We start from the raw sequence: 23,745 nt of genomic DNA, 5'->3' as shown, positions 1-23,745 counted from the left end.
GGACCGGCCGCTTTTCAGATGGAAGGCCGTATAGTTAAGCTATCCTAAGAATCCAAGAAGCTGTGCGCCGGCATACATAAGGGGGTATAATGTAACAAAGTGTGATACATAAAACAGCTTCATTTCCGTACAAGCCCGGTGCTTAACGGATTTTTTCGCTGCAATCAGGAGGAGCCTCATGAAAGCAAGGCAAGAAGACCGCAAGATTCAGACTTCATTATCCACCTTATCCCAAGGAAACGCCGGATCTAAACGTATTCTGCTCGTGGTCGGCATTGTTTTTGTCGCAGCGGCGCTGCGGGCCCCGTTCACCTCTGTCGGACCGTTGCTGGAGATGATCCGCGATGATCTGGGATTATCCAATACACTTGCCGGAGCAATAACTACACTTCCGCTGCTCGCTTTTGCGCTGCTGTCCCCATTTGCTCCGCAGCTCGCCCGCCGTTTTGGCCTTGCCAACGTGCTAATGCTGGCGCTGCTGGCATTGTCGATGGGAATCCTGATCCGTTCCGCCTCGGGAACCCTCACATTGTTCGCAGGCACCGCAATCATCGGGCTGTCGATTGCGGTGTGCAATGTGCTGCTGCCGGGACTGATCAAGGGCAAGTTTCCCGGACGTATCGGTCTTCTAACCGGGATTTATACGGTTTCGATGAATTTATGCGCAGCGGTGGCTTCCGGTATTAGTGTTCCGATAGCGGACCAGGCAGGGCTCGGGTGGCGGGGCACACTTGCCCTATGGTTCATTGTCGCTGCACTGGCCACTCTATTCTGGATTCCGCAGATGAAGAGCCTGGGCCAAGGCAGCGGAACAAGCACGCCCGGTTCAGCAGGGAAAATGTGGCGTTCGCCGCTCGCCTGGCAGGTTACCTTATTTATGGGCCTGCAATCTCTGCTTTATTACGTTCTGATTGCCTGGTTCTCGGTCATTCTCGGTGAGCGGGGCATGTCCTCCAGCCATGCGGGCTGGATCCTTTCACTGCTGCAGCTGGCCCAGCTGCCGTTTACTTTTTTTGTTCCTTTATGGGCAGGCAAACTGAAGAACCAGCGGGGGCTGGTTGTCATTACGGCTGTTTTGTTCATGGCCGGAATCTCCGGCGTTTGGTTCGGCAGCAGCGCATGGATGCCGGTATGGGCGATCTGTATCGGCATTGCCGGAGGTTTTGCCTTTGGACTGGCAATGATGTTCTTCAGCTTGCGCACCCGCAGCACTCAGGAGGCAAGCGAGCTGTCGGGAATGGCCCAGTCGATCGGCTATCTGCTGGCAGCCATGGGACCGGCACTGTTCGGGCTGCTTCATGACGCTACGAACAGCTGGAACGGTCCGTTGGCACTGCTCGCAGCAGCAAGTGTTCTGCTGCTTGTGGCGGGGCTGGGAGCCGGAAGCAGCCGATATGTAGGAGATGCAACAGAACCCGCCAAATAACGGCGGGTTCTGTTGTGCTGTGACAATCTGCCTAATGTCTTAATTACTTGCGTCAGTGGGGTCCCACCAATTTCCGGAAATTGTAATCATGCAGAGCAATCTAATGCTGTTGCCATAGTAGGAATTGGACGATGTCGGCGCATTGACAATACTTTTCCATAGTGCATTCAGCCAATTTTGATTGCTGGAGTCTACCATGGCGCTAACTGCAAACGGTGCGGAAAAGGCAATTGCGGGATCGTTGTCGTCAAGCGGATCACCGTTCAATTTGTATCCTGCTACAATTTTGCTTGGATTGCCATTTGTTTTTTTGGATATCCATGCATTCGTTAGCTTTGTCTGGTTCAATGCGCGCGTATCTCCTGAAAGTAAATAATCGACAGGAACTCTCCATGGAACCCGTGCCGCATTCCAGCTAAAGTACCCGTCCCTGTCTGTTTCCAGAAGATTTGGAGGCGAAGGGGCGTAACCCCTGTTACTCCATACCACAAAATCAGGGAGTAAGCCGGTGGAGGGGCTGTATTTAGTGGAGATCGTTTGGATAATCCCGTAAGTGTTGTCAGCGACTTTAGCCCAGTTGGGATCACCGGCAGCATTCCCGAATGCCCGAAGATGGCTCAACATAAAGTCGGAGGGACGGGTGGCAAGGCCGTAATCGGGATCGCTATTTTCTACCCAATCGCCGAATTTCAAGCTCCATTTCTGCTGATTCACATCTTCTTTCATGATCGCAGCTATGGCTGCCTTGCCCTCGCTCAAGTAATCAATTGGGCCGCTGCTTCCCCACTGCTTGTCCGCGAGCAGCAATGCATAGGCGATATCCATGTCTCCATCAGTAGCAGAACGGCTTCCATCATCGCTGTCGCTAGGCGGTGTGTCAATAATATCTCCCGCACCGGTCTTAATCTGCTGCCAGGCCATTAAGGCCGGGTTATTTACGCTTGGATGCGCTTTATAGAACCGATAGAGACCGTCAAAATAATCTTTTGCCAGCGGGTCGTGACCGGCCATCAAGGCGGAGATTAACATGCCATAACCGTGACCCTCCGAGCAGGATACGGCATTATCCGGGGCAGCTTCCTTTTCCAGGTTGTAGAAAACGTAGTATTGATCCGATTTTTTGGGATGTTTTTTTAAATATCTCGTTTTCCATTCATCATATTTTTTACGCACCTCGTCATCCAGCTGGTTTTGGGAAACATAGTTGGGCTTGATGGTACCCGCCTGGTATTGCTCATGTTCCGGGAAGGGGTGCATGGCTTGTACGGCAGAGGACGAGACTTCCCCGGAAAATAGAGGCTGAGGTGCTTCTGCCGCTTCAGCCTGCAACGAAAAGGCCAAACACGATAGAACGGTTACAGTTGAAAGAATCCGCTTGAACAATAACATCAACTCCCCTTACTCAAAATAGGTGGTAGGCTCATGGTTGTATGATTCACAGCCTAAACATAACAGACCAGACTTTCGCGATTCTAAAACGAAACTTAATGTAGCCTTAAATTTGGGGAAGAAAGATGTGGAAGATCGTAGTTTCTTCTGTTGTACCCAGGAGCTGAATTGAACCTTGATGCAGATGGACAATTTTTTGGGCGATCGCCAGCCCCAGGCCTGTACCTCCGTCATTGGACCGGGCCTTGTCCCCTCTGACGAAGGGTTCGAAAATAATGGATTGCGTGTGCGCGGGAATCCCGTTCCCGTTGTCTGCGAACTCCAGGTAGAGGCCGTCAGGCTGAACCTCCAAAGTGATCCGCAAGCGGGTGCCTGCCGGATTGTAGCGCACCGCATTTGCGATCAGGTTGCTGAATACACGTCCCATTTGCTTTCGGTCGAAAGGATAGAGCACCACTGCTTCAGGTATTCCCACCTCCAGTTCAATCCCCTTGTCCTCGATTTCCGAGAGATGGTCCAGTATGGTTTCACGCATACATTCACCGATGTCCTGTTCTTTTTTGTCCAAAATAAATTCAGGATGGTCAAGCTGTGTCATCTCAAACAATGTATCCAGCAGGGCATTCACCCGTTTGGCTTTATTATAGATGGACTGCAGATAGCTTTTTTGCTTGTCTGCATCTTTCACCATTCCTTCATGCAGCGCTTTTGCATAACCGTATAAGGTGGAGATGGGTGTTTTCAGGTCATGGGAAATATCGGCCAGCATTCTCTGCCTGTCCAGTTCCATCCGCTTTTTTTGTTCGCCGGCCCGTTCGAGCTTCTCAGCCATACCATTCAAGGTATCACGGATTTGCAGAAATTCGCTTTCCAGCTTAAAATCAAGGCGAACTGTATAATCACCTGCTTTTAAGCGGTCAATCCCTCCGGCAATCTTTGCCAGCGGATCACTTATTTTTCTTGCTGTCCATCTACTGTATACAAAAATAACAATGGTGGAGAGGAGGATAAATCCAAGTACAGCTTGGGCGTTATAACGTTGAATGTGCTTATCCCGTAGGGTGCCGCTCTGTTTGCTCCAGATGCTCACTTCCAACTGATCAACAGGGATCTTCACGACATAGGTATACAAAACTCCTTTTCGCAAAAAAGAAGCAACTGAGCTGATATAAGGGGCATACTCCGGGTCTTTGTCCAGCAGCATCAACTCCGGTGTGGACTTGTCCAGGGGCGTCCCGATATATTGCGTAATCAGTTTCCGGGAATCCAGAACTTCGATCCACCCGTTGACTTTCTTGATATCATCAAACAAGGAGTTCAATCTCTCGGCATCATTATTTGCATCCACCAAATTCTGTGCCGTCACCACATCCATCTCTGTCTCTGCGTAGCTCTGGTCAGCTCCTTTGGATGCATATAATATACTAAGGATTCCAATGACACTGATGACGATGACCAAGAGGAAGTAATGAATACGCAGCATCGTCCGGACGCCTGTGTTTCTCCGGCACATCCTCAGCATCTCTTTTCAAATCTGTAGCCAAGCCCCCGGATCGTTGTTAAATAGACCGGTTTCCTTGGCTCATCTTCGATTTTATCGCGCAGCTTGCTTATGTACACCAACAGGGTGTTGTCGTCGCCAAACCACTGCTGCCAGACACTGTCAAGGAGCTGCCGCTTCGTAAATACCCGCCCCGGATTCTCCATAAAATGAAGCAGCAATTTATACTCAATGGAAGTCAGCGTTGTCAGTTGCCCGTTTTTGTACAATAGGCATCCGGCTTTATCAAGGACCAGTCCGCCAATCTCCACCAGCTCGGAAGCTGCAGTAGTCTCCGTTTGGACATATTGATTTCTTCTTAACTGGGCTTCTATTCGCGCCACAACCTCCAATGGATTGAAGGGCTTTGTGATATAATCGTCAGCACCAATTTTGAGTCCCAGAATTTTATCATGATCCTGCACACGCGCAGACAGCAGAATAACCGGTACCGACAAGGACTGGCGCAATTCCTTCACGACCTGAAATCCGTCACATTCAGGCATCATGATATCCAGCACAATTAAATGAATGGTGTGATTTTGTACGATTTCCAGAGCTTCCTTCCCGTCAAAAGCCTCAAGCACATGGTATCCTTCGTTCTCTATATACAATTTCAACAAATCGACGACCTCTCTTTCATCGTCTACTATCAGTATTGTTTGACTCATCGGAAATCCTCCTCGCTCACGTAACTTATCAGCAAAGCTTAGTTGCGTCTTTATTGTAGCTAATAATCGTGGAAAGGGATATAATGTCCCCCGATCCCAAGACGAGAATGGGGAGCAACAGGCAAAGAAGAAACGGTATGCGGGTATGAAGAAACAAAGAGCGCACCGGAAAATAACCTCCGGTGCGCTCTTTGTTTCTTAATGCTTCTTGGCGGCAATCCGGATTCTGCGGTAATCCATGATCCAGCCGCCTTCTTGGAACAGAACGGGCTTCAGCTCCTTTTCCATGAAAGCCAGCACATCCTCACGCTGCGGGCTGCTGAGCACGCTCAGAATTCCATCCGCAAAGGTGTTCAGCCAACGGGTGAAACCCTGCTCACCACCGGCAAGCGGTGTTGGCCGGCCGAAGCATAGGGCAAGTTCAACGGTCATCCCGTTCCGTTCCAGGAGTGACGAGTATTCCCCGATGCTGGGGAAATACCAGGGCAGCTTCAGCTTGCCGCTGCACCCGATGGCGGCAAAAGCACGCGGCAGACCGTTAACGACCGAGGCGATGTTTCCTTGCCCGCCGAATTCGGCAATGAACCGCCCTCCGGTCCGCAGGCTGGCGGCAATGCTTGCAGCGGCCCCTTGCGCATCCTGCAGCCAATGCAGAGCAGCATTGCTGAAGACGGCGTCGGCGGGAACATCTGCACAATAGGACTGGCCATCCGCCAGCACAAATTCCAGCTGCGGATGTTTGCTGCGGGCAGCGCTTATCATCTCAGGGGATGCATCAATCCCTGTAACAGCTGCCCCATGATCAGCGATGGCAGCGGCCAAATCTCCAGTGCCGCAGCCCCAATCGAGAATTCGTTCGCCCGGCTGCGGCTGCAGCAGATGAATTAAAGATTCCCCGAAGCGGGATACAAAGGCCATATCCGTATCATAGGTTCCGGTATTCCATTGCTGATTCATCAGAAGTCTCCTTTCAGGTCAAACAGGAATACTTCTGTTGTATCATGCGTTATCTTATAAGTGAAATATATAAATCGAATAGAGTTTATTGGTTATGCCTATCATCAGTTTCAACCGGATTCACCCCCCTGCTTCGAATAAGGCAGAGCAGCTACCGTATAAGCTGAACAGGATCAGGCTGACCGATGAGATCAGGCTCAAAGATCGAATGAAGGCATCAGGCAGTCTGCCGCTGATCCAGCAGATAATAGCAGATAACAGCAGCCACCAGCAGCAGGAGCCGAGCACAATTCCTGCCGGGAGGAACAGGGAAGACCCGACAGTATTTCCAAGAGAAGCTGCGAGCGCCATGAAGCTTAGAATGGTAGCCGGATTAGCCAAAGTCAGAAATGCTTCGAAAATAAAACTTGCATATTACATTAAAAGGGAGTATATTCTTAATTACGGTGATTAAATCGCTGCATACATAATACGCGGTCATGGCGGAATTGGCAGACGCGCTGGCTTCAGGTGCCAGTGATAGCAATATCGTGGAGGTTCGAGTCCTCTTGACCGCATCATAGTTTACAAATCAAACCCTTCTTCGGAAGGGTTTTTTATTTTGTGTTTTGCAGGGTATGGTTGTGCCGCTCGAATAATGAAAATGGGTGTCTAGCGTCTTAGTCAGATCTTACGTACCTTTGGGGTCACATGTTGACCCTTTCAAGCCTCCGTTCGGTTTATCTTGCTGGCAGTATAGTTGTGGGGGAGGCGTTTTATCGACCTGTGTCATCCGATTATACATGTCCGTCCCTTCTCTTGTTAAATGAGGCAATATAAGGCTCCACAGGATGGAAAAGACACTTTTTTGCTTTGGAAGAAATTTTTGGAGAAGAATTATTTCCTGTGTCCCATACATATTGAGCGATAATAAAGAAATGGACAAATCTTCATATTGTCCGGCATATAATTCTTCTTTCATAATTCCATTATTAACAAATATGGTAAATGTATCGGTAAAAAGTGTATAGAAATCATTAACAACCTTAATTTGCATATCAGCGATCTCAGGATACAGCTTAGGCAATTCTGTAAAACTGGAGAAATAAAAGAAATATTTTTCGCGGAATGCACTAAGGATTAAAAACTGCTGATTCAGCCCTTGGATAGAAACGTCCGCAGAGAAATTTAAGTTTTGATATTCTTCATATTGCCTTGCCATAACACCAATCATGAGGTCTTGTTTTTTTTTGAAATGGTATGTCAAATTACCAGGACTAATATTTAGCGCATCGGAAATATCCCTCAATGTTACATATGCATATCCTTTTTTATTAAATAATTCAATTGAAGTCTCAAGGATCTTATCTCTTAAATTATTATCCATGCCTATCTCCTTTATAGCGTTTGTGATATGCACTTGAAATCAAAAGCATTATATCATAAATTGGACCTACAAGCCGAAATAAGTAGCTTGATTAAGCATATGGAAGGATTCGAGAGATGATTGCCGAGAATTCTCAGCTAAGTATGATTTTCTCGAAAAAGATCAGAGTTGAATTAGTGTACTCGTAGGAATACACTTGCTTTAGTACATGTGTACTAATATTTGGAGGGAAATGTATCCGGCATATACAACACATCTTATAAGGAAAGTTCACATGCTATTAAACAGGACACAGGAGAACACAGCTTATTGATTAACTGGTTTCAAGAAAAACTATCAAATGGAGGCAAGCTATGAATCCTCTGCCTATCGACACTAACGAAAGAAGTAATCACTTTTATGAGCTTACCTGGAAGGAAGTTAAGATTCCTATGAGAGATGGGAATTATCTCGCCGCAAATCTTTATCAGCCTAATGCGGACGGGGATTTTCCAGTAATCATGACGATGTGTCCGTATGGAAAGGATACGCATTTCTCGCAATTTGCTCCTGCTAACCCGACGGTTGCAATAGAATATACCCATTTGCAGGATAAAGGGCCGTTACTTAGCTGGGAAACACCAAATCCTGAATATTGGGTGCCACAAGGGTATGCTGTATTACGAGTAGATGAACGTGGTATCGGTAATTCTCCAGGGAAGCTTGATATATTATCAAGTGCTTTAAAGAAGGATTATTATGATGCAATCGAATGGGCTGGAACGCAAGCCTGGAGCAATGGACGGATAGGACTGCTGGGCATCTCCTACTTGGCAATGAGCCAATGGGCTGTGGCATCCGAACAACCTCCACATTTAGCGTGCATCATACCTTGGGAAGGTACAGTAGATTATTATGCGGATTTCTGTTATCCGGGTGGAATTCAAGTAAACGGCTTTCTTTCATTCTGGTGGGAAAACGGAGTTTTGACACATCAATACAATCCCGGTGGAAGCCTTTCTGAGGAACAACTGCAGGACAATCGCATTGATTTCCCGGAGATGGTCAAAAACAATCCATTACGTGATCAATCGTGGACGAATCGGTTCTCTGATCTAAGCAAAGTAGAGGTACCTTTATTATCCGCAAGCAACTGGTTTAGCGCTGGAATGCATACCCGGGGGAACTTTCTGGGATTTCAGAATGCAGCATCGGAGCACAAGTGGCTTGAAGTTCATATCGGCAGCCATGTTGGTGAATTCTATACCGCTCAGGGTCGTGAGCTGCAGAAAAAATTCCTCGATTATTGGCTCAAGGGAATCGATACCGGCATAACGAGGGAGCCGAAGGTGAAGCTTGCCATTCCCCGCGGAGGTAATAGCTACACATGGCGCTACGAGAATGAGTATCCGCTTAAGCGTACCCAATGGACACGATTTTACCTTGATGCAAGCTCAAAGCTGCTTTCAGTGGAACTTCCGCAAGCCAAGAGCCAGCTTTGCTATGATGGCGATAAGGAGCGCGAGTCCAGGCACTGGGCCGGGCCCTTTATGGTGAAAGCATTCTCGAGAGAGGAAAACAACTCCAAGCGTATTCTGTTTGAAACGGCTCCGTTCGAGAACGAAACAGAGATTCTGGGACCTATCAAGCTCCGCTTGTGGGCATCGTCAACTACAGATGATATGGATATTTTTGTATCTTTGCGCAACATTGACCCTCTTGGCAATGAGGTAGTTAATTCAGGAGCACTAACGGATCAATTTCCCATTAGCCAAGGCTGGCTACGCGCTTCCTTACGTAAAACAGATGATCAATTATCGGCGGAATATAAGCCCTACTACAGCTTCGATGAGATTCAAAAACTGATTCCCGGGGAAGTCTACCCCTTGGATATAGAGATATGGGATAGCGCGATTGTTGTATCTAAAGGAAATCGGCTGCTCCTGGAAATTGGCAGCCAGAATCAGAGCGGCTGCGCACTGCTGACTCAGACGGCGGATGACAGGGTTTGGGAAGCAGACGTTACTCTATATACAGGGGATGAATTTGATTCTTATTTATTGCTGCCGATCATACCCTAACTGGATTTAACATGATATGCTTATCTTTGCTCAGATTTTAGTTTTTTTATTCCATGTCATTGAGATCTTCCCTGCCATATGTTCATGATGCGAATTACCGATTTGGCGCGTATAGAGAACGGAAATACATACTAACCTTAATCCTTGAGCAATCTTGAGATGCAGTGAGCTTTCTAGCCGCTGCTTCTTTTTTTGCCTATCCGTTCCTCCGGGTCTTGCATAACGTCACAAGAATGACACAATATCTGTTCATTTTTTCCGGCAGAAAAACAGTTATACCTATTAGAGAGGAGGGGACGAGGTGGATGAAAAGGAATGGATTCGGCGGATTCAGGAGGGGGAAACCGAGTATCTGACACCGCTGATAGAGCGGCACTACGCTGGCATCCAGAAGTATTGCTGCTGGCGGGTACGGAACGCGGAAGAGGCGAAGGATTTAACTCAAGAGACCTTTTACCGCTTCTGCCGCCATATTGAGCGTTATACTGACGCCGGAAAATGCCGTGCGTACTTATACACAATCGCCCGCCATCTATGCAACGATCATTTAAGGAAGGGACAGCCGCTATCCCTGGAGGACGAGGGGGATGCAGCAGACTGGAGGGGTGCACAGCAAAGCAGCTCTATAGAAGAACAGGTGGAAAGAGAGCAGCTGGTGCATGAGCTGTTTGAGCTGCTGCCTGAAGCGCAGCGGGAACTGGTGTTTATGCGCTTTTGCCTCGATCTGACCTACCGTGACATTGCCCGCGTAACAGGAGTGAACGTGTGTATGGTGCAGTACCGGGTGAAGCGCGGGCTGGCTGTACTAAGAAGCTACTTGGAAAGGAATGAAGCCGTTGAACAAGAGATCAGAGCAAGCCATCGTCAACGCCCTAAGGAACTACCCCACGCCCCCCATTGAACGGCAGCATCTTGAAGATACCGCCAGAGGGGCGGTGGAGGTGCTGCGCCAGCGACAAGCCGGGCGGAGAACGTCGTTCGGAGAGTTCTATCTGGCCCAGCTTCGCTTCATCAGCCGGAAGGTATGGGCCGTACAATTGCTGATCGTCCTGGGAATGGTGCTGTTACTGCGAAACGCCCTTCAGGAAATGGGTGAGAGTGTGCAAATCGTCATGATGGTCTCTATATCCTCGCCTCTGCTGGTAATGGCTGGAATCCGTACTCTGACCCGTTCGCTTCGCTGTAATATGCTGGAGATAGAACTCAGCACCCGCCATCTCCTGGAGAAGCTGACGATGGTCCGCATGAGTCTGCTGGGGATGGCGGATTTGCTGGGTCTGACCCTGCTGGCTGCGATATTAAGTGTTTGGATACATAGTGATGTTGCAACCATGCTGATCTATCTGCTGGTGCCTTTTAATTTAACTTGCCTCGGCTGCCTGTGGCTGCTCAATCGGGTTCGCACCCCAAGCTGCGGATATTACTGCCTGACCTTCGCCGGCATGGTGGCTTTGGTTCAGATGATACTTGCCTTTACCCCCAACCTTTGGGTGTTTGAACCAGCGGCAATGGGAGTATGGCAGACGATGCTGCTGGTGACAACCGCAGGAATAGCCCTGCAGGTACGCGGTTTGCGCAAGACTTGCCGGAGTCTGGAGACCGCTTCCAGCCTGATTTGAAATTACCGCGGCGCAGGCCGCTTGGCTACAGGGAGCATTAAATAAGGAGGGTTCATCACATGTTGGAACTGACTATAAATGAGCTAAGCAAGCGTTTTGCCGCGAAACAGGCGGTGAACGGCATATCGGCCCGGCTGACCAGTGGTGTGTATGGTTTACTCGGAGCTAACGGAGCAGGTAAAACAACGCTGATGCGAATGATCTGCGGTATTCTCAGTCCGACCTCGGGGATGATCCAGATGAACGGCCAGGAGATTGGCCGCATGGGGGAACAATACCGCGATCTGCTGGGCTACATGCCTCAGGACTTCGGATATTATCCCGATTTCAGCGCGGAAGAGTTTCTGTGGTACGTCGGATCGTTGAAAGGGCTGACCCTGAAGGCTTCGAAGGGAAAAGCCCGTGAACTGCTGCGCATGGTAGCTCTGGAGGAGGCAGCCCGCAAGAAAATCCGCACTTTTTCCGGGGGAATGAAGCAGAGGCTGGGTATCGCCCAGGCGCTGTTGAATGATCCCCGCCTGCTGGTGCTGGACGAGCCAACGGCGGGACTGGATCCCAAGGAACGGGTACGCTTCCGCAACCTTATAGCCGATCTGGCCCGCGATAAGATCATCCTCCTGTCGACACATATTGTATCCGATGTGGAATATATCGCCGATCAGATTCTGGTGATGAAACGGGGTGCACTGTTAATGAGCGGGACGGTAGAGCAGCTGACAGCTACGATGGAGGGCAATGTCTGGTTATGCCATGTTCCGGCGAGGGAAGCGGAGGTGTGGAATGAACGGTACTGTGTGAGCAATCTGCGGCATGAGCGGGACCGGGTTGAGCTGCGTATTGTCTCTAAGGTCCAACCCGCAGCTCATGCAGTTTCGGTTCCACCGACGCTTGAAGACTTGTTTCTATACCATTTTCAAGATGAATCGGCTGCAGCGGCGGGCGAAGTCAAATAGGAGGTACAGTTTATGGATATTCTGACCCGGTTTGAGCTCAGAAAGATCATGAGACGGAAATCATTTTTTATAGGCATAGCACTTGTAATCGTCGTGGCCTTATTAGGAGTATGGGCGCTCGTTTCGGGTGCGTACATAACGGACAAGGACGGCAATGATCTAAAGGGACTGGAAGCCATCCCGCTCCGAAAGGAATACAACCGCCAGCTTGCCGGACCGCTCACGGTAGAGAGAATAGCGGCTGCAGTCAAGCATCATCAAAAAGTCATGCATGATCCGAAAAACCTTAACGAGAAGGGGGAGCTCACAAATGAGGCTTATGTAACCTACAAAGAGCAGAGTTATCAGATTGATACGTTGATCCGGTTTGCTTTTTCCCATTCCCGTGAATACGATCATTATATTATCGACAGCATGACACCAAATACAGCAAAGACCTTCTATCAGGAACGTCTCGATAAGGTGAAAGAGTACATAGACCGGGATTATACTCCCGGCAATGCTTCTGCCAAAGAGAATGCTTTTTTTATGCGGATGAATAAGTCCATTCCGGTCCCCTTCCAAATGGACTATGTAAGCGGCTGGGAGAGTGTGTTCGAGAACCTGCAGTTTGTTTTATTGATCAGCGCGTTTGTGATTGCAATTTGGCTTGCTCCTGTCTTTGCCGGTGAATACCAGAGCGGGGCGGATGCAATAATCTTGTCCTCCCGTTATGGCCGCAATAAGGTGATTGCCGCCAAATTAAAAGCCGGCTTGATTGTCTCCCTTGGCTTGCTAGCTGTGGGATTAGGCATCTATACTCTCTTGATGCTTGGGATTTTTGGATTTGATGGGGGAAGCGCCAGCGTGCAGATGATCAAGCTTTTTGCTCCGGTTCCTTTCACGGTGCTTCAGACCTATTTGTGGGCAATTCTCATTGGCAGCCTGGCCTGTCTGATCGTGGGGGCGGTGACGCTTTGGCTGTCCAGCCGGATGAGCACCCCATTTCCCGTTATCATTTTCATTGTCATTTTGCTGATTGGCCCGCTGTTTTTTCCGGCTAGCAAGAGTAGCCGCTTGTACAATCATATGATGAACCTATTTCCTGGCAAAATGGTTGACGGCATTACAAGAGTAACCGAATACGAGGTGTATTCTGTGTTTGGACAGCTGATTCCCAGCTATAAGTTCGCTACAGGCTTTGCAATCATCGTTATTGTCCTGCTCCTGCCCTTTACTTATCGCGCCTTCAGAAACCATCAGGTGGTTTGATAGGAAAGACTCAAAGTTTCAGCTCTCAAGTCCCAAGCGGAAGTAGTCAAAAAAGTACGGATTCGCAGATTGCTGATGCAGCAGTTTGCGGACCCGTTTTGTTTTTTTCGGAAGCACTGTAACTATTTCGGAGGCTTGGACGAATAAGTAGTAGAAGGCTGCGGGAGAGGAGGGGATTCGGACGAACGATATCCAGAGAGGAAACAGGCAGCGCTCCATTATGGAGGATGAGGCTGCGGGTCACCCGGATGATGAGGCAGCCGTGCTGCTCCGGTTCCGGCAGGGAGAACGGGAGGCCTTTGAATGGCTGGTTCGTCAATACCGGCAGCCTGCGGTAGGGTTTGCCTATCATCTGACCGGGGATTATCATACCGCCGAGGATTTGGCACAGGACTCTTTTGCCTATCTGCTGGTGTATCCGGAGAGATTCGATGCCCGCGCGTCTTTTAAAACCTATTTGTTCACGATCCTCCGCAACAAAAGCATAGATTCCTTGCGGAAGCGGCAGCGGCAGGGGATCTTGCCGGTTGAAGCAGGAATGCGAAGCCGTCCCGATGCCGTCTTTTCAGGGAATATTTCAGGAGAGAACCTGCCTGAAGGGAACGGCATGCCGCCTCCCGGCAGGGAGGATCCCGAGCGGATGGCGATTGTGCACGAGGAGAACCGGGAGTGGCAACGGCGGTTGCTTGCGCTCAAACCGGATTACCGGATGGCCGTGTATCTCGTTGATATAGGTGAGATGTCTTATACAGAAGCGGCAGCTATTATGGGCCGTACCACGGTGAGCTTCAAAGTATTGCTGCACCGGGCCCGTAAGAAGCTGAGGCAGATTTACGAAAAGGAGGAGTGGGATTGTGAAGCCAGCCGAAGAGGAACAAGCGTTTCTAGAGGAAGTGTACCGGAAAGCCCGTCTGCTGGAGTTTGACAAACGTGAAGCAGAGAAGGTGCAGAGAAACAGCCGGCAGCTCGACAGACAAAGAAATACTAAGCTGGCGGGTATTGTGCTTACTGCGGTTGTTGTTTTTGTAATGATCAAGTTCGAAGTCATTGATCGAGTGTTGCTCGTCTTGCTGTCACTCCTCCTGATCGGAATAGGACTGATGGTGGAGAACACGGAGTTTGCCTGGGACCAGGAAAGCGATTAGTAATGGGAGTCAAAAATATTTGAGGGAGAGGACCAGAATGGAACTTGTAATTGAACAACTGACCAAGACCTACGGGGAAAAGCAGGCTTTAAACGGTGTCAGCTTCAAAGTAGGCGAAGGGATACACGGCCTGCTTGGTCCTAACGGGGCAGGTAAAACAACGCTAATGCGGCTGCTTGCAACTTTACTTACACCCACGTCCGGCAAAGCAACGATCGGTGGAGTGCCGTTGACGGACAAAGCGCAGATCCGCCAGCTGGTCGGTTATCTGCCGCAGGAATTTGCATTTTATCCAGGGATGTCGGTGCTTGAAGCGATGGATTATCTCGCACTTTTGTCCGGGGTGAAGGGGCATTCGGAGCGGAAGCGGAGAATCGACGATTTGCTGGAGCAGGTGAACCTGACGGAGCAGCGCCGGACCAAAGTGAAAGCACTGTCCGGCGGAATGAAGCGCCGGCTCGGCGTGGCCCAGGCAATGGTACATGAACCGAAGCTGCTGATCGTCGATGAGCCGACGGCAGGGCTTGATCCGGAAGAGCGGATCCGTTTTCGCCGGCTCCTCGGCCGGTTCTCTGAGGGGAGAATCGTGCTGCTGTCCACCCACGTTGTCGAGGATGTGGAATCCACCTGTGAGCAAATGACCGTGCTGCATAAGGGAAGTCTGCGCTACCACGGCAGAATCGGCGACCTGACGGGGGCTGCCGCCGGACGCGTCTGGACGGTGGAGCTTGACCGGGCGCAGTGGGAACGGGACCGCGACCGCCTTCCCGTGCTGTCCGCTGTGCCGGAAGGCACAGGAATGCGCATCCGTGTTCTCGCCGATCAGCAGCCTTATCAGGGAGCGCAGCAGGCCATACCGTCCATTGAGGATGCCTATCTTTACCTGATGCGCAAGGAGGAGTCGTTCGTATGATAGGGCTCATTGGTAAAGAGATTCGCATGATTCTGCGCAGTCTCGTCTTTTATGTATTTATACTAGTGGCCTGCTTCTTCTATTTCACCGAATATGCAGCAGAGCAGACCTGGAGCGAGCTTCGGCCTCCCGTTATGACTGAGCCGCAAAATGTGGGTCCCCCGGAACATCCTTTTTACGGCTGGAAGCTGCCCGGGAACACCTCTGAGCTTGCTACGCAAATTAGGAAAGAGATTGGCTGGGACCTGAATGCCGGTTCAACAACCAAGCTGAGAATCGGTTTTCCGCTCGAGAGCAAGCTGGACAAGCAAGAAAAAGCTGCCCTCACCGAAGCTGCTTCCAAGCTGGACAACATTATTAAAGATCCGGATAAGTACACGATGGATGATGTTTACAAGGTTGCCGATGATTTAAACAAGCAACTTGGCGGAAACAGTATGTACAAAAAAGGGATGGATGAATTCGGTTTTGCGATAGAGAACTACGATGAGGCGGTGAAAGCGCAGGAACAAACGCTTGCACGCTACAACGAGGTTGTAGAGGCCGGAGAGCTGCTGCCCGGAGCCGCACGGTATTTCAGCGATTATCTTTCACTTTCGGCCGGTATGTTTCCCGTGTTCCTATCAGCTTTTGTGCTGCTCCGCGATCGTTCCAGCCGAATGAGTGAGCTGATTTACAGCCGTCGGGTTTCGCCATGGACCTACGTTGGTTCAAAGTTTATCGCACTAGGGATTATGCTCTCCCTGATTTATCTTGTGCTTGCTGTCGCCGGCGGTTGGCAGACCGCAAATGCCCTGGAACTGAAGGGACAGACGGCGGAGACGATTTTCCTCTTCCTTGGATACACAGCTTGGTGGCTGTTGCCCACAGTCTGGGCTTCGATTGCCTTCGGTATGTTCGGCTCTATGCTGTTCCGCCGGGGGATTGTGCCGATCGCTCTGCAGATCGTCTGGTGGTTTATTTCCGCACTGCCGCTTATGGGCTCCTATGGGCTGTACAAGCTGATCATCCGCTTTAATACGCCAAGGGACGCTGATTTATATAAAGGCTGGGTGGATGAGATCGCAATTAACCGCAGCTTTTACATTCTGCTTGCGGTACTGCTGGCAGCCGGAACCGCGCTGCTCTGGGAAAGAAACCGCAGCCGGACGGATTCTGGATGGGTACGGGGGAACAAAACCTCTGCTAGAAAAGCCAAAACGGTCGCGGGGGAAGCCTCATGACAGGTCAATCACTCCGCGTGCTTGGTTGGTACAACCTGAAGCTGACCGCCCATTATTCGTGGCTGCTATCCATCGCCTTGCTGTGCAGCGTGCATTTATTTATGGATCCTCAGCTCATGGAATGGAGAGACATCGCCAAGCTGGGAGAACAATTGATCAGCTTCCTTGGCCTGATCGTGTACCCACATCTCGCGATGCTGGAGGAAGGCGGAATCGGTGAGGTGCTCTACGCCAAGAAGGTGCGGCATCACGCTATCTTCCTGTTTCGCTGGTTCTCCACTACTTTGTTTGTTTTTTTGATCATTGCCGTTTTTTTCACCAGCCTGCATTTGCGCGGCGCGGTATTTGACCTATGGCCGATGATCGGCGGGGTTGCCATTACCGCAATGGCGATAGGATCCGCAGGTATGACGGCCACACTTCTGCTCCGCAACATATCAGGCGGATACATTATCGGCTTTGCCTGGTATTTGCTTGATTTTATGACAAAGGGCCGTCTGACCGGACACTTTTATCTGTTTGGACTCATGAATGACGGATGGGATCAAGACAAGTGGCTGCTCGCCGGACTGTCATGCGCACTTGCCGTGTTCTGTGCCTTCCTGCTTCCGGCCCGGAGACTGGACTGATGGCAGCCTGTTTGACATAGAACGAACTTAACTCTTCAGCATCTTCGCTTAACCGGCGATAGATGCTTTTTTTTGTTTTAGCCTGAATGATGGCTGTATGTTAATACATTGGATACTGATTCGTATTAACCTAGCACCCGCAAGGACGGCGGGACCTGCACCGGAGCCGAAAAACTAAACAAACGGCATAAAGTGACTGAGAGGCGGTTTTTGGCCGGGCAAAATTGCTGACATTACGTCCCGATCTGCAACTGCATCGAACGGTTTTCCCGCTTCCATGGTCATTCTTTTTGGGCAAAAAGCCCTTATTCGCATGCCAAATCAACAGTAAATTGCCTCATTCGTTTTCCATTGTCTCTATGATAGACTTCATATTAGAAGCTAATTGACCGAAAAAAAGATATACTTACATTTACATTTAATTTCTGTCCGCCACTTTCACAGAGGAGGCTCTATCATTGTCCGACAATCTTTTTAAATATCTGTATTTGCGGTCTTCTACAGGATTTGCAGTTGTTTCCATGAAGGATGGGACGATACAGCTGGCCAATCCTGCACTGTGCAGTATGTTCGGGTATACGGAAGCGGAGTTTATGAACCTTCGGTATTTGGATATTTCCTGTACGGAAGAGAAAGACACAGCAGATCATGAGCAGGTTATAAACCTATTGCTGCAGAGCCCGGGGGCGGCTGTAGACAGTGAAAATCAATTTACACGCAAAAATGGTGAAGTCTTCTGGGTGGCACTGCATTTGTTTCTGACTTTTGATGAAGCTGCGGGTCCCCCTTTATATATGATTGCGGAAATGAAGGATATTACGGACCGCAAGCTGGCGGAGAAGAAGATTCTGGAGGAGCATTATCTCTATAATCTGATTTCGCAGAATACGCCGGATTTGATATCTCTCGCGGATCCTGAGGGTACGATCCATTATGTCTCGCCCTCCATTGAACGAGTACTAGGATACTCCACCCATGAAATGATCGGTAAAAAAAGGCCGGAATATTATCATGAGGAAGACGCATTGGAGATGACCGAGCAGGGACTGCTCTATTCGGATAATGATGTGTTTACCCGCAGGGTGCGCCATAAAGACGGGCACTATCTTTGGATTGAAAGCTCTTTCCAGGTCATGCGCGACGATAAGGGTGGGGTTCAGCAGGTCTTGACGGTTGCCCGTGATATAACGGTCCGGAAGAAATACGAGGACATGCTGGCAAACGCCCAGTTTCTGGCCCGGATGGGCTCGTGGGAATGGGAGGCGTCCAGCCAGCAGTTGATTGCTTCCAAGGAAATGCGCAGTATCTTTGGCCATACCGATGATTTCAGCAATCATACCGTCTACGATCCGCTGCTCATCAAGGAATGTGTGGAGCCTGAAGATCTGCCCAGGGTTACGGAGGCGCTGCTTGATTCGGTGAAACATGGGACAAAAGGCGGAGCGGTCTTCGGGATTACGGCGGCCGACGGCACGAAGAAATTTATAGATGCCCATTGGGAAGTGGCTCAGGATGCCTCAGGTAACATAAGGCAGATTAGCGGAGTGGTTCAGGACATTACAGCTCATCGGGAAATGGAGCAGCAGCTTCGGGAAAGCGAACAGAACTACCGGCTCATTTCGGAAAATTCCCAGGATTTCATTTCCCGCAATGCAACCGATGAGGAAGCAACCTATCTGTATGCCTCTCCGGTCTGTCTGCAGATGTTCGGATATACACCAGAAGAGATGGTAGGCACCGGGGGAATGGATTATATTCATCCTGAGGATGCAGCCCGTGTCCAGGCCTATCTGCGCAGCAGCATGAAAGGGGAAAGGCTTGAGCCGATCGTCTTCCGGTTTCTGTGTAAAGACGGCTCTTACATCTGGACAGAAACAACCCTGCGCCACATTGGTACCGGTGCTGGAGGGGATACGGAGATTGTCGGCATCACCCGCGACATCTCGGAGCGGAAGCAATATGAGCTCAAGATGCTGGAGAGCGAAAACCGCTATAAGTCTTTGTTTGAATATAACCCTTCGGCTATCAGCGCGATGGATTTGCAGGGACGGATTCAATCGCTGAATGCCAGCCTGCAGTATTTGACAGGGTATTCCTGTGAAAGCCTGCTGTTGTCAAACTACAGCGATATCTTTGATCCGGAAGAGCTGGATTTTGTGGCAGAACGCTTTCTTGTTGCTGCCAGCGGTGTAGCTCAAACCTTTGAGAGCAGACTGCTTCACCGGGATGGGCATGTTGTCGAGGTCAGTATGATTTATGTGCCGATAATGGTAGACAGCCGGGTTGTGGGCGTATTCGCCATTACGAGCGATATTACGGAGCGCAAACGGCATCTGGAGCAGATTGAGAAGCTCAGCTATGAGCATGCGCTGATTCTGAATTCCGTTTCAGAAGGTATTTTTGGCATGAATCTTGAGGGTGCAACGGTATTTATCAATCCGGCGGCATCCGCAATGCTTGGCTACGAAGCCGGGGAGCTGGCGGGTGAGATCAGGCTGCCTACGATCGAGCAGACCTGGCTCGACGGTGAGCCGTATCCTGGAGGGCGGAAGCCCCTGCGGGAATGGCTGGAAGATCATCTCACCTATGATGAGAAAGAGGGCGTATTCTGGAGACAGGACGGTTCAAGCTTTCTCGTCAAATACCGGATGACCCCTCTGTTCGATAACGGTGTACGGAAGGGTGTTGTGGTTGTGTTCCGCGACATTACCGAAGAGAAGGCGATTGTACGGGCTAAGGAGTCTGCCGAGCAGGCGGACCGGGCCAAATCGGAATTTCTGGCCATTATGAGCCATGAGCTGCGCACACCCATGAACGGGATTATCGGCATGGCTGATTTGCTTGAAGGCACCGAACTTGACGAAGAACAGCAATATTATACGCAGATTATAACCAAAAGCGGTGGGACGCTGCTGCATATTCTGAATGAGGTGCTTGATTTCAGCAAAATTGAGGCGGGCATGATGACGATTGAGCTGCAAGCCGTGGATCTCCGCCAGGTTGTATCGAACGTCACAGATATCTTTTATCCCCGTATCAAAGAGAAGGGGCTCTCGCTAAACTGCGAGCTGGATGACGCGCTGCCAACGCTGGTATTAACGGATGAGGCCAGACTGCGCCAGATTCTTGTAAACCTGGTCGGCAACGCGGTGAAATTCACCGAGGAAGGGGAGATCGGGATTCAATTGAAGCTGGTGTCATCCAGGGATTCCGGCGAGTGTGTTCTTAAATTTACCGTGACGGATACTGGGATCGGTATTCCGCTGGACAGCCAAGGGCTGCTGTTCCAATCCTTCTCCCAACTGCATCCATCGATCAACCGCAAATATGGCGGAACAGGTCTGGGACTGGCTATCAGCAAAAAGCTGGTGGAGCTGCTGGGTGGAGCGATAGGCGTGGAGAGCCGTGAAGATGAAGGCTCGGAGTTCTATTTCACCCTCCATGCCACTCTTCCAAGAGAAATCACCTCCGAGGGTGGCGCTGCTGCGTTCCCTGCTACGGAACGGCGTGAGAACCGTAGCAAGTACAAAGGCTCCTCCAGCGGGGTGTACGGTCCGCTCTCGATTCTAGTTGCCGAGGATCATCCTGTGAACCTGAGATTGCTGCAGGCATATCTCAAGAAGCGGGGATATGATTCCGATGTGGCGTCCAACGGGGAAATAGCGGTCGAGGCCGTGCTCACCGGGCAATATGATCTGGTATTTATGGACATTCAGATGCCGCTCATGGATGGGATTGAAGCAACAGCCAAAATCCGCGAGGAGCTCGGATTGTCCCCGGTCATTATCGCTACTACAGCTTTTGCCCGCAAAGAAGACAAGGAGATGTGCCTGAGGGCCGGCATGCAGGATTTCATCTCCAAGCCGATCCGGCCGGAGGAGCTGGACAGGGTGCTGAGGGAATGGTCGGCTTATTCCCGCAGATAGACTGAAGCAGCATACGGGAGTCAGGAATGATTGGCCTCCATTGAGGTTATTCTGAAAGAATGAAGGTTCAAAAGGAAGGAGAGAGGGCCGTTAATGAGAATGTTGTTGTATGTGCTGTTCGCGATCCTTTACCTGCTGACCACGTTCTTCGGCCTGGGTCCCGTACTGTTCGCTGACGGCTCTGCCAAGGAACGAACCCTTACGCTGATTGTCGTGTTGCTGATTTATACGGCGATCACCGTATGGATGCGCAGTCTGCTGAAACGGGTGGGCAAGCATTGACAAAGTCTGCTGCGCTGACTATATTTAGACTATTCGTAATTATTACGTATAAATATAGCCAGCGAGAGGGTAACGCGATTGCAAAAGATGAAACGCGGCGATTTTGTCATTATTGTATTGGTTTTACTTGTAGCCGGCTCCATCTACGGAGTCAAATGGATGAATAACCGGAATGAGCATTATGCACAAGGGGATCTGAAAGCCGTTATTACAGTGAATGGCAAAGAGTATAAGACTGTTTCATTGACCAAAGAAGAGCAGATTATTGAGATGAAGACTAAGTTCGGCCACAATATACTAAAAGTGTATGATTACGGAATTCAGATGACGTATTCTGATGCACCGCTGCCGATTGCCCTGGAGATGGGCTTTATTTCCAGGCCGAGGCAGCAGATTATTTGCATCCCGGCCCGGCTGATGGTTGAAGTCGTCAACCCGGATAGATCCATTGATGATGATGAGCTGGATGCAGTTATTTAGCTGCTGGTAAACTTTGAATCTGCTTCCATGCGGCTACTGAGTCGGCATTGGTGTACACGTAAGGAGTGGAGGGCTGGGGAATCGCTGTAATGCTGTCTGCAGCAATCCGCATGAGTTCCTTGCCGCCGTATTTCACAACCTGAAGCTTGCCCCGAACCTCAATCCAGGTATCGGCGGGCAGGCTTATTTGTGTTTGCGGATCAAGCAGGATTCCGAAAGGAGTGGCATCGGCAGTACAGCATTGGACGAGAAAACGGCTGACCGCATACGAACTTGTGCCTGCCACCGCCGGTTCGCGGTACAGGAAACCTGAGACGGTGATCTCTTTACCTGCAAACTGGCCTTTATACAGGTCGATTGCTCCGAAGGTTTCGGAGAAAATTTCGGGATAGACCGTAATGACATCCTGTGCGTGAAGGTTGGCGGCAAGCTCCGCGAATTCCGCCTGATAAGGATTGGCTGCAACGAATGACTCTTTTTCCCGCGGTTCCACCGTGGTATAGGTTAAGGCGATGCCCTTTTTGGCTGCGGCCGCGCTGCCCAGAGCACGGTCGGGAAGCAGGAAGCCGAGCAGCAGCGGAAGCAGGAACAAGCCGTATAGCGCGCTGCTTCTGAGCCCGGTGCGGGGCAGGCGGTGCTCGCAGTCGCACAGGACACTGCTGTTGCCGAACAAGGCCTGAATCCCCAGGCTGAGTGCCATGAGCGCAAGGGGTACGGGACAGAGCTTAATCCAGCGCGCCAGCTTCGGGGCGACATAATAATGCAGCGCGTCCTGCTGGACCAGATGTCCAATGTACAGCGCGAAGAGAAGCAGAATAACCGCCCTGAGCAGATAGTGGAACCGGATGCTGCCGGAATCGTTCATCTCTGGCCCTCCTGAAATTTTTGTAAGAAATAGCATCATAACCCTAATGAAACCAGCACCGATCCGATAAAGACGGCGGAGAAGATAAGAAAAAATAAGTAAAGCGCGAACTTCGTCTTGAACAGCGAGAGCAGCATCAGCGAATTTTTGAAATCCAGCATCGGTCCAAGCACCATAAATGCCAGCAGTGATCCCGCCGGGAAGGTGTGCAGAAAGGTGGAAGCGACAAAGGCATCGGAGGTTGAACATAAGGAGAGGACAAAGGCCAGCCCCATCATGAACAGATAGGATCCCAGCGGCTTCTCCCCAATAGCGGCCAGACTGCCCTGATTCATAAAGCTCTGAATGCCGGAGGTCAGCAGGCAGCCGATAATCAAATATTTGCCCATCTCAAAAAACTCGTCCGATGTGTGCACGAAGACGGCAACCAGCTTGCCTCCGCGTGTGCCTTGTTCATGGCGTTCCGCGGTTTCACGCTGAATAGAAAGCCGCAGCGGTGACTTTTTTACCGTGATGTAAACGATAAGGCCGATCAGCGCGGCAACGGCAAACGCAAGACCGATCCGGGAATAAGCAAGTCCGGGATGGGAGCGGAAGGCCGTCAGTGTCGCCCCATAAACGACGGGATTGACCACGGGTCCCGAGAGAATGAATACGATGGCAACATACAGCGGCATTCCCTTATGCATCAGACGGCGGACCAGCGGAATCATGCCGCATTCGCATACGGGAAAGAGGATGCCGAGCAGACAGCCGAACAGGATCGCCGGAACCGGTCTCTGCGGAATCCAGCGTGAGATGATCTCGTCCGGAACGAATACGCGGAGCAGGGAAGACAGCAGCGCACCCAGCAGCACAAACGGCAGGGCTTCCAGCAGAATGCCGATAAAAGCTGTTTTGAACGTATCCACATAGGCATTGTCCAGCAGCTCCGGGTGCTCCGGCAGCCACACGATGCCCGCAATAATCAGAAAGACGGCGGGAATGAGCAGCGGCAGTATTTTAAACGGAGAAAAGGTTGTCAAGGCATCTTGGCTCCTTCCCGGCATG

22 protein-coding genes and 1 tRNA gene are annotated in these 23,745 nt (G+C 50.4%); 16 read left to right on the top strand and 7 right to left on the bottom strand.

Annotated elements, in window-relative coordinates; translation table 11 throughout:
• Positions 1-178: 178 nt before the first annotated feature.
• Positions 179-1,426, top strand: a complete 1,248-nt coding sequence (locus AC3WT9_RS10545; protein WP_341378151.1) for a CynX/NimT family MFS transporter — start codon at positions 179-181, stop codon at positions 1,424-1,426.
• 39 nt (positions 1,427-1,465) lie between these two features.
• On the opposite strand, the gene AC3WT9_RS10540 is transcribed toward AC3WT9_RS10545, so the two are convergent.
• The 4 genes from AC3WT9_RS10540 to AC3WT9_RS10525 all read right to left on the bottom strand — a co-directional run bounded on the left by AC3WT9_RS10540 (position 1,466) and on the right by AC3WT9_RS10525 (position 5,983).
• Positions 1,466-2,809, bottom strand: a complete 1,344-nt coding sequence (locus tag AC3WT9_RS10540) for a family 8 glycosyl hydrolase (protein ID WP_342481611.1) — start codon at positions 2,807-2,809, stop codon at positions 1,466-1,468.
• 112 nt (positions 2,810-2,921) lie between these two features.
• The gene (locus AC3WT9_RS10535) at positions 2,922-4,328 is read right to left on the bottom strand and encodes a sensor histidine kinase (protein ID WP_341378153.1); all 1,407 of its coding nucleotides are present in this window, start codon (positions 4,326-4,328) and stop codon (positions 2,922-2,924) included.
• Positions 4,329-4,330: 2 nt separating this feature from the next.
• Positions 4,331-5,026, bottom strand: coding sequence for a response regulator transcription factor (locus AC3WT9_RS10530; RefSeq protein ID WP_341091764.1), 696 nt, complete (start codon positions 5,024-5,026; stop codon positions 4,331-4,333).
• Between the two features lie 198 nt (positions 5,027-5,224).
• A complete protein-coding gene (locus tag AC3WT9_RS10525; protein ID WP_341091765.1) occupies positions 5,225-5,983 on the bottom strand; it encodes a class I SAM-dependent methyltransferase in 759 nt (252 codons plus the stop codon).
• A gap of 94 nt (positions 5,984-6,077) precedes the next feature.
• Between AC3WT9_RS10525 and AC3WT9_RS10520 the strand changes: the two genes are divergently transcribed.
• The gene (locus AC3WT9_RS10520) at positions 6,078-6,437 is read left to right on the top strand and encodes a hypothetical protein (RefSeq protein ID WP_341091766.1); all 360 of its coding nucleotides are present in this window, start codon (positions 6,078-6,080) and stop codon (positions 6,435-6,437) included.
• Between the two features lie 19 nt (positions 6,438-6,456).
• Positions 6,457-6,540: transfer RNA gene (locus AC3WT9_RS10515), tRNA-Leu, on the top strand.
• Positions 6,541-6,653: 113 nt separating this feature from the next.
• Here the strand turns inward: AC3WT9_RS10515 and AC3WT9_RS10510 are convergent.
• Positions 6,654-7,349 carry a TetR/AcrR family transcriptional regulator gene (locus AC3WT9_RS10510; RefSeq protein ID WP_341091768.1) on the bottom strand — a complete coding sequence of 232 codons (696 nt, stop codon included), beginning with the start codon at positions 7,347-7,349 and terminating at the stop codon, positions 6,654-6,656.
• Positions 7,350-7,702: 353 nt separating this feature from the next.
• Here AC3WT9_RS10510 and AC3WT9_RS10505 point away from each other — a divergent pair, with 353 nt between their 5' ends.
• From AC3WT9_RS10505 to AC3WT9_RS10445, 13 genes are all read left to right on the top strand, one after another.
• Positions 7,703-9,409, top strand: coding sequence for a CocE/NonD family hydrolase (locus tag AC3WT9_RS10505; protein ID WP_341091771.1), 1,707 nt, complete (start codon positions 7,703-7,705; stop codon positions 9,407-9,409).
• A 301-nt stretch (positions 9,410-9,710) separates the two neighbouring features.
• Positions 9,711-10,310: an RNA polymerase sigma factor gene (locus AC3WT9_RS10500; protein ID WP_341091773.1), complete on the top strand. Its 600-nt coding sequence runs from the start codon at positions 9,711-9,713 to the stop codon at positions 10,308-10,310.
• Positions 10,246-11,028 carry a hypothetical protein gene (locus tag AC3WT9_RS10495; protein ID WP_341378154.1) on the top strand — a complete coding sequence of 261 codons (783 nt, stop codon included), beginning with the start codon at positions 10,246-10,248 and terminating at the stop codon, positions 11,026-11,028. Before AC3WT9_RS10500 ends, AC3WT9_RS10495 begins: the two co-directional genes overlap by 65 nt.
• Positions 11,029-11,087: 59 nt before the next feature.
• A complete protein-coding gene (locus AC3WT9_RS10490; RefSeq protein WP_341091777.1) occupies positions 11,088-11,981 on the top strand; it encodes an ABC transporter ATP-binding protein in 894 nt (297 codons plus the stop codon).
• Positions 11,982-11,993: 12 nt separating this feature from the next.
• The gene (locus tag AC3WT9_RS10485) at positions 11,994-13,232 is read left to right on the top strand and encodes a hypothetical protein (protein WP_341091779.1); all 1,239 of its coding nucleotides are present in this window, start codon (positions 11,994-11,996) and stop codon (positions 13,230-13,232) included.
• A 220-nt stretch (positions 13,233-13,452) separates the two neighbouring features.
• Complete coding sequence (locus AC3WT9_RS10480; protein ID WP_341091780.1) at positions 13,453-14,157, top strand: RNA polymerase sigma factor; 705 nt, start codon at positions 13,453-13,455, stop codon at positions 14,155-14,157.
• Positions 14,087-14,377: a hypothetical protein gene (locus tag AC3WT9_RS10475; protein ID WP_341091783.1), complete on the top strand. Its 291-nt coding sequence runs from the start codon at positions 14,087-14,089 to the stop codon at positions 14,375-14,377. The genes AC3WT9_RS10480 and AC3WT9_RS10475 overlap by 71 nt, the downstream gene beginning before the upstream one ends.
• A 37-nt stretch (positions 14,378-14,414) precedes the next feature.
• A complete protein-coding gene (locus tag AC3WT9_RS10470) occupies positions 14,415-15,290 on the top strand; it encodes an ABC transporter ATP-binding protein (RefSeq protein WP_341091785.1) in 876 nt (291 codons plus the stop codon).
• Positions 15,287-16,513, top strand: coding sequence for an ABC transporter permease (locus AC3WT9_RS10465; RefSeq protein ID WP_341091787.1), 1,227 nt, complete (start codon positions 15,287-15,289; stop codon positions 16,511-16,513). Before AC3WT9_RS10470 ends, AC3WT9_RS10465 begins: the two co-directional genes overlap by 4 nt.
• The gene (locus AC3WT9_RS10460) at positions 16,510-17,142 is read left to right on the top strand and encodes a hypothetical protein (RefSeq protein ID WP_341091790.1); all 633 of its coding nucleotides are present in this window, start codon (positions 16,510-16,512) and stop codon (positions 17,140-17,142) included. Before AC3WT9_RS10465 ends, AC3WT9_RS10460 begins: the two co-directional genes overlap by 4 nt.
• 458 nt (positions 17,143-17,600) lie before the next feature.
• Positions 17,601-21,068: a PAS domain S-box protein gene (locus AC3WT9_RS10455; RefSeq protein ID WP_341091793.1), complete on the top strand. Its 3,468-nt coding sequence runs from the start codon at positions 17,601-17,603 to the stop codon at positions 21,066-21,068.
• A 93-nt stretch (positions 21,069-21,161) separates the two neighbouring features.
• Positions 21,162-21,350: a DUF6954 family protein gene (locus AC3WT9_RS10450; protein WP_341091796.1), complete on the top strand. Its 189-nt coding sequence runs from the start codon at positions 21,162-21,164 to the stop codon at positions 21,348-21,350.
• Positions 21,351-21,437: 87 nt separating this feature from the next.
• Complete coding sequence (locus tag AC3WT9_RS10445; RefSeq protein WP_341097622.1) at positions 21,438-21,830, top strand: NusG domain II-containing protein; 393 nt, start codon at positions 21,438-21,440, stop codon at positions 21,828-21,830.
• On the opposite strand, the gene AC3WT9_RS10440 is transcribed toward AC3WT9_RS10445, so the two are convergent.
• Together AC3WT9_RS10440 and AC3WT9_RS10435 are read right to left on the bottom strand one after the other, a co-directional pair.
• Positions 21,823-22,695 carry a TIGR03943 family putative permease subunit gene (locus tag AC3WT9_RS10440; RefSeq protein ID WP_341091797.1) on the bottom strand — a complete coding sequence of 291 codons (873 nt, stop codon included), beginning with the start codon at positions 22,693-22,695 and terminating at the stop codon, positions 21,823-21,825. The genes AC3WT9_RS10445 and AC3WT9_RS10440 overlap by 8 nt on opposite strands.
• Positions 22,696-22,730: 35 nt before the next feature.
• On the bottom strand, positions 22,731-23,744 hold the full coding sequence (locus AC3WT9_RS10435; RefSeq protein WP_492407564.1) for a permease: 1,014 nt from the start codon (positions 23,742-23,744) through the stop codon (positions 22,731-22,733).
• Position 23,745 lies beyond the last annotated feature (1 nt).

Source organism: Paenibacillus sp. EB106-06-01-XG199 (assembly GCF_058791575.1).
The sequence above is the reverse complement of the archived record's forward strand: the minus strand, read 5'-3'. Positions and strand labels throughout refer to the sequence as shown.

Excerpts from the sequence above, each read along its gene's own strand:
- AC3WT9_RS10545 (WP_341378151.1), top strand. The coding sequence starts at position 179 with ATGAAAGCAAGGCAAGAAGACCGCAAGATTCAGACTTCATTATCCACC.
- AC3WT9_RS10535 (WP_341378153.1), bottom strand. The coding sequence starts at position 4,328 with ATGTGCCGGAGAAACACAGGCGTCCGGACGATGCTGCGTATTCATTAC.
- AC3WT9_RS10530 (WP_341091764.1), bottom strand. The coding sequence starts at position 5,026 with ATGAGTCAAACAATACTGATAGTAGACGATGAAAGAGAGGTCGTCGAT.
- AC3WT9_RS10525 (WP_341091765.1), bottom strand. The coding sequence starts at position 5,983 with ATGAATCAGCAATGGAATACCGGAACCTATGATACGGATATGGCCTTT.
- AC3WT9_RS10520 (WP_341091766.1), top strand. The coding sequence starts at position 6,078 with ATGCCTATCATCAGTTTCAACCGGATTCACCCCCCTGCTTCGAATAAG.
- AC3WT9_RS10510 (WP_341091768.1), bottom strand. The coding sequence starts at position 7,349 with ATGGATAATAATTTAAGAGATAAGATCCTTGAGACTTCAATTGAATTA.
- AC3WT9_RS10505 (WP_341091771.1), top strand. The coding sequence starts at position 7,703 with ATGAATCCTCTGCCTATCGACACTAACGAAAGAAGTAATCACTTTTAT.
- AC3WT9_RS10490 (WP_341091777.1), top strand. The coding sequence starts at position 11,088 with ATGTTGGAACTGACTATAAATGAGCTAAGCAAGCGTTTTGCCGCGAAA.
- AC3WT9_RS10485 (WP_341091779.1), top strand. The coding sequence starts at position 11,994 with ATGGATATTCTGACCCGGTTTGAGCTCAGAAAGATCATGAGACGGAAA.
- AC3WT9_RS10480 (WP_341091780.1), top strand. The coding sequence starts at position 13,453 with ATGGAGGATGAGGCTGCGGGTCACCCGGATGATGAGGCAGCCGTGCTG.
- AC3WT9_RS10470 (WP_341091785.1), top strand. The coding sequence starts at position 14,415 with ATGGAACTTGTAATTGAACAACTGACCAAGACCTACGGGGAAAAGCAG.
- AC3WT9_RS10465 (WP_341091787.1), top strand. The coding sequence starts at position 15,287 with ATGATAGGGCTCATTGGTAAAGAGATTCGCATGATTCTGCGCAGTCTC.
- AC3WT9_RS10460 (WP_341091790.1), top strand. The coding sequence starts at position 16,510 with ATGACAGGTCAATCACTCCGCGTGCTTGGTTGGTACAACCTGAAGCTG.
- AC3WT9_RS10450 (WP_341091796.1), top strand. The coding sequence starts at position 21,162 with ATGAGAATGTTGTTGTATGTGCTGTTCGCGATCCTTTACCTGCTGACC.
- AC3WT9_RS10445 (WP_341097622.1), top strand. The coding sequence starts at position 21,438 with ATGAAACGCGGCGATTTTGTCATTATTGTATTGGTTTTACTTGTAGCC.
- AC3WT9_RS10440 (WP_341091797.1), bottom strand. The coding sequence starts at position 22,695 with ATGAACGATTCCGGCAGCATCCGGTTCCACTATCTGCTCAGGGCGGTT.
- AC3WT9_RS10435 (WP_492407564.1), bottom strand. The coding sequence starts at position 23,744 with ATGCCGGGAAGGAGCCAAGATGCCTTGACAACCTTTTCTCCGTTTAAA.